The following is an 11,939-nucleotide window of genomic DNA, read 5'->3' as shown; positions in this document are numbered from 1 at the left end:
TCTACCAGGTGTCCCAGTGCGTCAGCTGCTCGGCGGGCAGCCGTTTGGCTGGACGAAAGTCCGTTCCTTTGGTGTAGGCGATCGGGAACAGCCCGCCCTGCGCGTACTGGTCGAACGGGATCCCCAGTAGCTCCGCCGCCTGCTTTTCACCGTCGCCGATCAGGTGAAGCGTCGTCCACGCCGATCCCAGCCCGCGTGACCGCAACGCGAGCATGAAGCTCCACACAGCGGGCAATAGCGATCCCCAGTACGAGGCCGACATACCTGACGGTGCGCCGTCTGGCCGGCCCTCCAGACACGGGATCATCAACACCGGCGCGTCTTGCATGTGCTCGTTGAGGTACTTGGCCGAACTCATCACCGCGCCGATCTGCTCATCACGGATGTCGCCCCGCTCGGGCTTGGGAAGGTCGAGATAGGGCGTCGCGTTGGCTCGGTAGATGTCCGCGAGCGCCTTCTTCTTGGCAGCGTCTTCGACGAATACCCACTGCCATCCCTGAGCGTTGGACCCAGTGGGCGCCTGCAGCGCGAGTTCGAGGCACTCCATCAACACCTCACGGGACACCGGCCTTTCGAAGTCCAGTCGCTTGCGAACCGAGCGGGTCGTGGTCAGCAGTTCGTCGACGGACAAGTTCAGTGTCTCTTCGGCTGTCATTTCGCCGAGATTACATTCGGTCTCACGGCAGTCGATCCGACAAGGTCTGGACGACTCCAACCGAGGGATCGACCTCGAGCCGTCCACAGCGAAATGGAATATATCGCCGGGGCGGCTTTACGAGGGGCCCAGAGCGTTTTGCTTTCGGAAGTCACAAGGTGCCAGGCCAGCACACGCCGGGGAGCCGTCGCGGTTTGTGTCCGTTTGTGTGGGTTTGAGCGACCAGTCCGGGTGGGCCCATACGCCGCCGAATATCGGACGCGGCCGACGGTCGCGGCTTGCCCGACCCCCTTCGCCGGCCGCCAATACCGATCCAATCAAGATCAGAATACGACGGTACCGGTCAGCTAGAGCAAATGCTCAAGCCCGAAACAACCACCATGCAATTCGACTAGACGAGCGTTCTCAAATGTTGCTAACTTCGCATTTTCATATCGTTTTCAACTACTTTAGCCCATTGGAGTTACCGATAAACTACGCCATATTATGGTTGTGAGCAGTACCGACGCCGATTGCCTGTCCTCTTAGCCAATTTATATACTTCGGCCATCTGCGCCGCTAAGACAGTTGCCAAACCTGCCCATTCGGGTCACGTATTTCACCGCGCAACCCGACCCGGAGAACCACGCGAAGGCTGACCCAGAGGTCACCAGAAACCGACGAAAGTTCAATATCAACATTCGGCTCGTAATTAACTGTCATGTCGGTTAATTTGTTGTTCCACAGTCAAAGATTCACTGATCGGGGACTCAGGGGGAGCGATATGAGGCGTCAAACAACTCGTCGGCTCCAGCGATATGCGATCGCGGCGGTAATAGCCGCAATGCCGCTGGCGGCTATGTGTGCTGCGATGGCCTATTTGCTCAACCCCAAACCCAAACCGATCGAGCTGGACTTCATGCCCGTCGTAGCAATCGAGGAATCGTCGACAACGGTCGGCATCGCCGATTCCGATCTATATGGCATGTCTGACGCCGACATCATCAAGACATTCGACGAAATGCAGTCGCTTGGCGTCGACACGGTTCGGGTGCTGGTTCCGTGGGGCGGGGTACAGCCGTACGACCCCAATGCCTTGTTCGGTCTCTTCTCCGGGTACCGCGACTGGTCCAAGGTCGACTTCATCGTCAATCAGGCGGTCGAGCGCAACATGGCCGTGCTTGGCGTGCTGAACTCCACGCCGTACTGGGGCGCACAGGATGGCAATGGCTGCCTCGGCTGCTACGGCGCAGCGCCCGACCCGCAGAAGTTCGCCGCCTTCGCAGCAGAAGTCGCCGCACATTTCGGGGGCGACATCTCGGCCTACGAAGTGTGGAATGAGCCGAACTACATCCAATCCTGGTCTCCAGCAATCGATCCCGTGTCATACACGGAGGTTCTGAAACAGGTCTACACGGCGATCAAGGCCGCCAACAGTGACGCGCTGGTCGTTGCCGGCGTGCTCGGCACGGTCGTCAACTTCGGCGGCGTCACGATGGATGCACGTGACTTCGTCGAGACGATGTACGCGAACGGCGCGAAGGGTTTCTTCGACGCGCTGTCGATCCACCCGTACCAGTACACGACGAAGTTCTCGGAGGGCGATTACACGTGGTGGAAGCCGTGGAATGCCGACTCGCCACTGCAGCAGCTGATCGCCATCCGGCAGCTGATGATCGATAACGGGGACGCGGCCTTGCGGATCTGGGCCAGCGAGTACGGGCTGCCCACCGCCGGTCCGAATGCCGTCACGCAGGAACAGCAGTCTGCGTTCATCAAGGACTTCCTGAACGCGTGGTCAAAGCTCGACTACACGGGCCCGTCGTTCATCTACACCACTCGCGACCGCATCGACGGCACCCAGACCGAGGACGGATCTTTCGGCCTGTTCAACTACGACTGGACCGCGAAGCTGGCCGCTCAAGTCATCAAGGACTTCATCGCGGCCCACCAGACACCGACCGACCCCGGGGGCCCCGCGACTCCGCCGGATCTCGGCACCCAGCTATCCCAGGCGCTGCAGGCGTTCTTCGACCAAGTACGAACGGCCTTCCAGGGCTTCGTCAATTCCTGGAACTCGTTTGTCAACTCCATCGCCCAGGCAATAGCCAACATCTTCAACCCGGGCGGTGCAGCCGCGTCCTCGGTGCCCGCAACGATGCAGGCCCAGGTCGCCGAAGGAACCACCATGGCCGCCAAGGCGGTGAAGGAAGATACGACCACAGCCTCGGATACATCGGGGTCTGACGCGGCGAAGCCCGACGCCGCGGAGGCCACCGCTACGGCAGACGTTGCAGCAGAAGATGTTTCGACTGCTACGACGACGGCCGCGGCGGAAGCTTCCACGATATCGGCGACGACGGCCAAGACCGAGGAGTCCACGCCTGCGACAGCGGATGCCAAGGCCTCCGACACAGAAAAGTCGACGACCGAAGGCACGAAGTCGTCCACCGCCGACGCGAAGTCGTCCACCGACGGCACCACCAAGTCGGACACCACGGTGAAGACGGACGCGGAAGCAACCAAGACACCACCGTCGGCACAAACGGATACGGGTTCCACTACAGGGGCTGCCACAAGCACGGAGTCGCGCGAACCCACGCGGACAGAGGTGGTAGTCCGCCCGACGAAGGCCGCCACCGGCGGCACTGAGGGGTCAGCGACCTCCACATCGAACGGCGACACGACCGGCGGCACGACGGGCTCGACGGCAACGTCGGGTTCGGGCGAGTCGGACTCGAGAGGGGCGAGTTAGCGAAAGTCGCGGCTGCGGGAGCCGACCGCCATGGCGAGCTTCGCCAGGCGGTCGGCTACCACGGTCACCGCACCACTTGCGTTCTGCACCTGACCTCGTATCAGCAGCGCAGGCGCCGTCTGCGCCAACCGGCGATGCCGTGCCCAAATCCCAGGCGAACAAAGGACATTGACCATCCCTGTCTCGTCCTCGAGGTTGATGAACGTCACTCCCTGGGCCGTCGCGGGCCGCTGGCGATGCGTCACCGCCCCGGCCACCAGCACCCTGGTCCCGTCGGGAACGTCCAACAATTGGGCCGCTGGCACGACGCCAAGCGCATCCAGGTCCTCGCGCAGGAACTGGGTGGGATAGCTGTCCGGTGAGATACCGGTTGCCCACACGTCGGCGGCGGCCAGTTCCAGTTCGGTCATACCGGGTAACGACGGGATGTGTGACGACGACCCGACCCCCGGCAGCCGATCCGGACGCTGGGTGGCCGCAGCGCCCGCGGCCCATAACCCCTCGCGGCGGGTGATCCCGAAACAACCCAGTGCTCCCGCGGTGGCCAGCGCCTCGGTCTGAGGTACGGACAACTGCAGCCGTCCGGTTAGGTCAAGCAGAGATGTGAACGGCCCGTTGGCGTTTCGCTCCTCGACCATCCGCTCGGCAAGCTCGTCGCCGATGTGGCGAACGCTGCCAAGCCCCATCCGCACCTCGAGGCCCTCGTTCTCCAGTGTCGCGTGGGCCAGGCTGGCATTGACGTCAGGTCCGTGCACCGTCACCCCGTGCCTGCGCGCGTCGGCCACCAGCGACTGCGGTGAGTAGAAGCCCATCGGCTGTGCCCGCAGCAACGCGGCGCAGAACGCGGCCGGGTGGTGCAGCTTGAACCACGACGAGTAGAACACCAGCGACGCGAAGGACAACGAGTGGCTTTCCGGGAAACCGAAGTTCGCGAACGCTTCCAGTTTCTCGTAGATCCGGTCGGCCACCTCGCCGGTGATGCCGTGCCGCTCGCGCATGCCGTCGTAGAACCTGCCGCGCAGCCGGCGCATCCGCTCTGTAGACCGCTTGGATCCCATCGCCCTCCGCAACTGATCTGCCTCGGCGGCGGAGAAGCCCGCGCAGTCGACCGCGAGCTGCATGAGCTGTTCCTGAAACAGCGGCACCCCCAATGTCTTCCGCAGCGCGGACTCCATCGACGGATGGTCGTAGGTGATCGGTTCGATGCCGTTGCGCCGCTTGATGTAGGGATGCACCGACCCGCCCTGGATCGGCCCGGGACGGATCAGAGCGACCTCGACCACCAGGTCGTAGAACACGCGCGGCTTCAGCCGCGGCAGCGTGGCCATCTGTGCCCGTGACTCCACTTGGAAGACTCCGACGGAATCGGCGCGCTGCAGCATCTCGTACACGGCCGGTTCGGACAGGTCCAACTTGGCCAGGTCCACCTCGATGCCCTTGTGCTCGGCGACCAGGTCGATGACGTAGTGCAGGGCCGAGAGCATACCAAGGCCGAGCATGTCGAACTTCACCAAACCGATTGCCGCACAGTCGTCTTTGTCCCATTGCAAGACGCTGCGGTTCTCCATACGCGCCCATTCCACCGGGCACACATCGGCGATCGGCCGGTCGCAGATCACCATGCCGCCGGAGTGGATGCCCATATGGCGGGGCAGGTTGTGGATCTGCGTGGCCAGCTCGATCACCGGTTCGGGGATGTCCTCGATGTCGGGTGAATCGTCGAGTCCGTTCCACCTGCTGATCTGCTTGCTCCACGCGTCTTGCTGACCTTGCGAGAATCCCAGCGCGCGGGCCATGTCGCGGACCGCGCTGCGACCGCGATAGGTGATGACGTTGGCGACCTGCGCGGCGTAGTCGCGGCCATACCGGTCGTATACGTACTGGATGGCCTTCTCCCGCAGGTCCGATTCGATGTCGATGTCGATGTCCGGTGGACCGTCGCGCGCCGGAGACAGGAAGCGTTCGAACAGCAGCTCGTTGGCGATCGGGTCGACGTTGGTCACGCCGAGGGCGTAGCAGACCGCCGAGTTCGCCGCCGATCCCCTGCCCTGGGCCAGGATGTTGTTCTGTTTGCAGAACCGCGTGATGTCGTGCACCACCAGGAAATAGCCTGGGAACTTCAGCGCCTCAATAACTTTCAGCTCGTGCTCGATTTGTGCATAGGCACGTGGCGCCCGTTCCGGCGGGCCATACCGGCCGCGAGCGCCCTGCATCACCAGATGTCGCAGCCAGCTGTCCTCGGTGTGCCCGTCGGGGACGTCGAACGGCGGCAACTGAGGGGCGATCAATGCCAGGCCGAACGCGCACTGCTCGCCGAGATCGGCCGCGGCCGTCACCACCTCTGGGCAGTGCGCGAACAGCCGCGCCATCTCCTCCCCCGACCGCAGATGTGAGCCGCCAAGCGGCGCAAGGAAACCGGCCGCCTCGTCCATCGAATTGCGGGCCCGGATCGCCCCCATCGCCATGGCCAGTCGCCCGCGTGACGGTTCGGCGAAGTGGGCTGCGGTGGTGGCGACGATACCGACACCGAACTTCGGTGCCAGCTCGACCAGTGCGGCATTGCGCTCATCGTCGAGCGGATGACCGTGGTGGCTCAGCTCGATGCTGACCCGGTCGCGGCCGAAGCGGTCGATCAGATCCGCAAGCGCCTTTCCTGCGGCTTCGGAACCGCCCGACGAAAGGGCATGGCGCACATGACCTTTGCGGCAACCAGTCAGGATATGCCAATGCCCGCCTGCCGCCTCGGTGAGTGCGTCGTAGTCGTAGCGGAGCACGCCTTTCTCGCCACCCGCCAGATGCGCCTTGGCGAGCTCACGTGACAGCCGCCGATATCCTTCCGGCCCGCGAGCCAGCACCAGCAGATGCGGTCCCGGCGGGTCGGGCACTTCTGTCCGGTCACCGCCGCCGAGCGACAACTCCGCGCCGAACACCGTGGCCACATCCAATTCCTTGGCGGCCTCGGCGAAGCGCACCACGCCGTACAGGCCGTCGTGATCGGTCAGCGCGATGGCGCGCAGATCGAGCCGGGCGGCCTCTTCGACCAGTTCCTCTGGTGTGCTGGCGCCGTCGAGAAAGCTGTATGCAGAATGCGCGTGCAGTTCGGCGTACGGGACCGACGACATAGGCCTGTCGATCTCGACCGGCTGATACTCCCCGCGCTTGCGCGACCAGGCCGGGCTGTCACCGCCGTCGCCCGCTTGCTCGTCAATAGGCCACCCGGCACGGCGCGGCTTGCCGTTGAGCACCCGCTCCATTTCCGTCCAGCTCGGCGGCCCGTTATGCCAGCCCACCTTACAAGTGTATCGAACGCATGTTCGAAGAGAAACCCCGGAGCTAGACCGAACTGTCCTCGTCGTGCCCCATCGCGAGCGTGGGCCGCACGACATACCGGACTTGGTTACCCCCGGCCCTGCGGGCCTCGTCCATCGCGTTGTTGGCGATGCCGACGAGGGTGTCGATGACGTCGTACGGCGGGTAGTCGGTCAACGGACCAAGAAGCGTGCTGACGACGCCGATGCTGGCCGTCAGATGCGGCGGCGTGGTGGCGATAGAACCGCGAACGCGCTCGACGAGCGCCGTCGGTTCGGCCGTCAAGAAGCTGTCGGCGATCAGGAAGTCGTCGTCGGCGACATGTGCCAGCACTGCGTCGTGGCGCACGGTCTCGCGCAGGGCCTCGCTGACCGCGACGCGGGCCTGATTGCCACCGCGTGCGCCTGCGATTCCGAGCAGGAGCGAAAAGCTGTCGATGTTGACGGCGATGACGACGAGGTAGCGGTCGTCGAGGCGGTTGCGGGAAGCCAACAGCGTTGCGGTTTTCTGGTAAAAGCCGTCACGGTGCAATAGCCCTGTGAGTTGCTCGATGTCACCATGGTGGATGTCCGGACGAATCAACCGAATAGCCGCCCGGCAGGCGTAAACGACGAAGACGTTGACCATCGACGCCACGGCGATGCTGGTCACCGCCAGGGCTATGTCGCTTTGGGCCAACCGAAAAAACAGCACGCCCAACGTGATTCCGGCAACCGTCCACGTGAAGGCCAGTAGCCGCGTGGTGTGAAAGCACACCACATAGGCGCCGAGTACAGCAAACGTCGTCGTGCCGAGAACCCCACAGATCGGACTGGCGACGATGAGCGCTGCCACAGCGATACATATCGTTCCGGCGACCACACACAGCAGCGACTGGAACCTCGTCGGCCACTGATGACGCAACCAGCTCAGCGCCATGACGACGCAACAGGTCGCCACACCGATTGCCAGGATTCGTTCAAGCCGTGTCTGTGGACCGACATCGCTGCCGATCAGGATCACCGGAATTGCGCCGAGGCCGAAGATGATCCCCGCCACGATGCGGGACGTCGTCGCCCTCAAACCGCGCGCGGCGAGTAACGCAGTAAACCAGTAGTAGTGGTCTGGGCGAGCCAGCCAAACCCGTGTTGTGGTCATCGACTATCACCCGGAACCGTGAAAATTTCGCGCATCGGCCGGTCAAGTGCTTTCGTCAGAAACATGCGCCGGCGCACAGCCGAAGGTTACCAGCCGCAGCAAACACGCTCGCGACATCACTTGGCTTCTGTGGATCAAGGCAAATCCTCTACGCCGAGTTGATCCCTCGGCACGACCATCATCGGCACTTCGAGCACCCGCAGCATCTTTGCGGCCGTCGATCCGAGGAACAGGCGTTTGGGCGCGCTCAGCCGGCTGGACCCCACCATGATCAGATCCCCGTCGTGCCACTCGAGCTTGTTGACCGCATCCTCAACGGTGGAACCGTCGACAATGGTGGAGGTGATCGAAGAGCCTTCCGGCAGTCCAGCTTTCGCGGTTTCCAACGCTTGGCGGGCGTGAGCCATCGCGCGCTCACGAACGGCCTCTTCGTCGCCGCGCAGACTTCCGAACGTCGGGTCCAGCGCCACCAGCGAAACCAGTCGCAGCGGTGTGCCCGCCGCCTTGCTGAATCGGACCGCGGTGTCTAGCAAGAGATCCGCGCCTTGCCGCCGGCCGATCGCACACGTCACCTCGCGAACCCGATCCACCGACGAATCCCTCGTACCGCGCGGCGCCACGACTACCGGAACCGGAGAAGAGTGCAACAGCTCGTTGACGACAGAACCCAAGGAATAGCTGCCGGCCAAGCCGCCACCCGAGCCACCCACCACCATGATGTCGGCCTCGAGGCGGGCGACCTCCCGGATCAGCCCGTCGGCGAAAGAGTCGTCGAAACTCACGTGGCCGTGCGCGTCAATCCCATCGGGGACCGTTGCGAGCGCTTCGGCAAGCCATTTCTCTGCCTGTTCGGTCAGGAGCTCGTCGTAGCCGGTGGCAGCTGCGAGAAGCGGCCGATCGGGCGGCAGGACCATGCAGGCTTCGACAGCGGCTCCGAGCGTGCGGGCAAGCCGCACGGCGAGCGCCATGGCGTCCGCGCCGCCCCCGGTTGCCAGGTAACCGACGACCAATTTCATTTAGGAACCACCGCCGTTCTGACACCCCGCCCCCAGACATCCTGTCAATACGGGACGGCGATTATGGGCGGTTCAAGCAATTGTCAGGTGTGGTATTCGGCTGCGCCGTCCTCGAGAACCAGCCGGGCATTCGATCCGTCGGGGTTGGAGGCCTCGGTGCGGAACACTGCCCGCCCAGACTCCGTGCGCCAGATGGACGTCGTCAGCGTCTCACCGGGAAACACCGGCGAGGTGAACCGCGCCGCGATCGCGCTCACCTTCGTCGCGTCGCCGCCACCGAGCTCGCCGACTAAGGCGCGGCCGGCGACCCCATATGTGCACAGCCCGTGCAGGATTGGCTTTGGGAATCCGGCCATTTCGCGCGCGAACCACGGGTCGCTGTGCAACGGATTGCGGTCGCCGGAGAGCCGGTAGATGAGCGCCTGGTCTTCGCGAGTCGGCAGCGCCACTTGGGCGTCGGGCTCGCGGTCTGGAATCTCCGGGGCGACCGGACGCTGTCCGGGCTGGCCGCCGAAACCGCCCTCGCCGCGGATAACCGCGGTCATCAGCGTCTCTGTGACGACTTCCGACGTATCCGGGTCGGTGCCCGTCGCCTTCAACATCACGATCGCGTTCTTGCCCTCGCCCTTGTCCTGGATGTCGGCGACCTCGGCGACCACGCTGAGCTTGCCCGCCGCCGGCAGCGGCTTGAACAGCCGGATCTCCTGGGATCCGTGCAGCAGCATCGCGAAGTTGAACGAGCCGATCTTGCCCGCAGCCGCGAAGGGCAGGCAGGCGATGACCGCATAGGTGGGCAGCACTTGTTGCTTGATGTCGTGGCTGTTCTCGGTTGTGAAGGCCAGGTCCGCGGCACCGCAACCGACGCCGAGCGCGTAGAGCAGGGTGTCGCGGTCGGTCCATTCGAACAGTTGTGGTTTTGTTTTCGCGCCTATGGCGCCTGCGTCGATCGGCATAGTCGGACGATATCGGCCGCCCGCCGACCGCGTCCTCCCCCGGTGAGTGGAAGTTTCTCCCACTCACCCGGTGGGCCCAGTTGACCTTTGTCCCGTCAGGGGTGACCATGGCTCGCATGCGCTATGTCGTTACCGGCGGTACCGGGTTTATTGGCCGCCGAGTGGTGTCGCAGATCTTGGCCCGTGGCGAGGACGCCGAGGTGTGGGTGCTGGTCAGACGCGAATCGCTGGCACGGTTTGAGCGCCTCGCTCTGGACTGGGGCCCGCGGGCCAAACCGCTGGTCGGCGACCTGACCGCCGCGGGCCTTGGCCTCACCGACGACGACCTCGCCGAGTTGGGCGCCGTTGACCACGTCGTACATTGCGCGGCGATCTACGACCTCACCGCGGCCGAGGCCGCGCAGCGCGCCGCCAATGTGGAGGGCACTCGCGCAGTCATCGATCTTGCGCGCCGCCTCGACGCGACCCTGCACCACGTGTCGTCCATCGCCGTCGCGGGCACCTACCGCGGCGAGTTCACCGAGGACGACTTCGACGTCGCGCAGGATCTGCCGACGCCCTATCACCAGACGAAGTTCGAGGCCGAGCTGCTGGTCCGGTCTACGCCGGGGCTGCGGTATCGGGTGTACCGGCCGGCGGTCGTCGTCGGCGATTCGCGCACCGGCGAAATGGACAAGGTCGACGGCCCGTACTACTTCTTCCCGCTCCTGGCGAAGCTGGCGATGCTGCCAGGCTTCACGCCAATGGTGCTGCCAGACACCGGACGCACCAACATCGTTCCTGTCGACTACGTTGTCGATGCTCTTGTGGCGTTGATGCATGCCGAGGAGCGCGACGGCCAGACCTTTCACCTGGTTGCATCGAAACCCGTTGGGCTGCGTGGCATTTACCGTGGCGTGGCCGACGCGGCGGGATTACCGCCACTACGCGGTTCGCTGCCGGGTTCAGTCGCCGCGCCGGTGCTGAAGGCGACGGGGCGGGCGAAGGTGTGGCGGAATATGGCGGCAACACAGCTCGGCATACCGGCGGAGATCCTCGACGTCGTCGACCTAATGCCGACGTTCACATCCGACAACACGGCGGAATCGCTGCGCGGTACCGGGATCACGGTCCCTGAATTCCCTTCGTACGCACCGAAATTGTGGCACTACTGGGCCGAGCATCTGGACCCTGATCGGGCCCGCCGCGATGACCCAGACGGACCGCTCGTCGGCAAGCATGTGATCATCACCGGTGCGTCCAGCGGTATCGGACGGGCGTCGGCGATCGCGGTCGCCGAACGCGGAGCGACCGTGTTCGCGTTGGCGCGCAACGCCGAAGCACTTGATGACCTGATCGCCGAGATCCGTTCTGCGGGCGGGAATGCGTACGCATTCACGTGTGACGTCACCGATTCCACGTCGGTCGAGCACACGGTCAAAGACATCCTGGGCCGCTTCGGTCACGTCGACTATCTGGTCAACAATGCCGGGCGGTCGATCCGCCGCTCGGTGGTCAACTCCACCGACCGGCTGCACGACTATGAGCGGGTGATGGCGGTCAACTATTTCGGCGCGGTGCGGATGGTGCTCGCGCTGCTGCCGCACTGGCGCGAGCGACGGTTCGGTCACGTGGTGAACGTGTCGAGTGCCGGCGTGCAGGCCAACGGCCCGAAGTACAGCGCGTATCTGCCGAGCAAGGCGGCGCTGGATGCGTTCGCCGACGTGGTGTCGACGGAGACACTGTCGGACCACATCACGTTCACCAACATTCACATGCCACTGGTGAAGACACCGATGATCGTGCCGTCGCGACGGCTCAATCCGATTCCGCCGATCAGCCCCGAGCACGCCGCGGCGATGGTGGTGCGCGGTTTGGTGGAGAAGCCGGCGCGGATCGATACGCCGGTCGGCACGCTCGCCGATTTCGGCAACTACATGACACCCAAGCTGTCGCGGCGCATCCTGCATCAGCTCTACCTGGGCTATCCGGACTCCGCGGCCGCGCGCGGTGAGGAGCCTCGCGTCGAGCACACGCCGTCTCGGCGGCCGAAACGCCCGGCACGCGCTGCGAAGACACTCAAGGCCCTGCGGCCGGTTACCCGCCCGGTCAAGCGCGCTGTGCGACTGGTGCCCGGTGTGCACTGGTAATTGACG

Annotated in this window: 7 protein-coding genes; 2 read left to right on the top strand and 5 right to left on the bottom strand. The window is 64.3% G+C overall.

The window, feature by feature from the left end:
* Position 1 precedes the first annotated feature (1 nt).
* Positions 2-655 carry a nitroreductase family protein gene (locus tag ACWW36_RS15545; RefSeq protein ID WP_456136905.1) on the bottom strand — a complete coding sequence of 218 codons (654 nt, stop codon included), beginning with the start codon at positions 653-655 and terminating at the stop codon, positions 2-4.
* Between the two features lie 763 nt (positions 656-1,418).
* Here ACWW36_RS15545 and ACWW36_RS15540 point away from each other — a divergent pair.
* Positions 1,419-3,389 (top strand): cellulase family glycosylhydrolase, encoded by a 1,971-nt coding sequence (locus ACWW36_RS15540; RefSeq protein WP_456136904.1) that lies wholly within the window; start codon positions 1,419-1,421, stop codon positions 3,387-3,389.
* Here the strand turns inward: ACWW36_RS15540 and ACWW36_RS15535 are convergent.
* The 4 genes from ACWW36_RS15535 to ACWW36_RS15520 form a co-directional block, all read right to left on the bottom strand.
* Positions 3,386-6,679 carry an error-prone DNA polymerase gene (locus tag ACWW36_RS15535; protein ID WP_456136903.1) on the bottom strand — a complete coding sequence of 1,098 codons (3,294 nt, stop codon included), beginning with the start codon at positions 6,677-6,679 and terminating at the stop codon, positions 3,386-3,388. The genes ACWW36_RS15540 and ACWW36_RS15535 overlap by 4 nt on opposite strands.
* A gap of 43 nt (positions 6,680-6,722) precedes the next feature.
* Positions 6,723-7,835, bottom strand: a complete 1,113-nt coding sequence (locus tag ACWW36_RS15530; protein WP_456136902.1) for a diguanylate cyclase domain-containing protein — start codon at positions 7,833-7,835, stop codon at positions 6,723-6,725.
* 134 nt (positions 7,836-7,969) lie between these two features.
* The gene (locus ACWW36_RS15525) at positions 7,970-8,851 is read right to left on the bottom strand and encodes a universal stress protein (RefSeq protein WP_456136901.1); all 882 of its coding nucleotides are present in this window, start codon (positions 8,849-8,851) and stop codon (positions 7,970-7,972) included.
* An 83-nt stretch (positions 8,852-8,934) separates the two neighbouring features.
* Positions 8,935-9,804 carry a MaoC/PaaZ C-terminal domain-containing protein gene (locus tag ACWW36_RS15520; protein ID WP_456136900.1) on the bottom strand — a complete coding sequence of 290 codons (870 nt, stop codon included), beginning with the start codon at positions 9,802-9,804 and terminating at the stop codon, positions 8,935-8,937.
* A gap of 116 nt (positions 9,805-9,920) precedes the next feature.
* Between ACWW36_RS15520 and ACWW36_RS15515 the strand changes: the two genes are divergently transcribed.
* Positions 9,921-11,933 (top strand): SDR family oxidoreductase, encoded by a 2,013-nt coding sequence (locus ACWW36_RS15515; RefSeq protein WP_456136899.1) that lies wholly within the window; start codon positions 9,921-9,923, stop codon positions 11,931-11,933.
* Positions 11,934-11,939 lie beyond the last annotated feature (6 nt).

The sequence above is a fragment of the Mycobacterium sp. MMS18-G62 genome (genome assembly GCF_053877835.1).
Note: the sequence above shows the minus strand (reverse complement) of the source record. Positions and strands in the feature narration are given on the sequence as shown.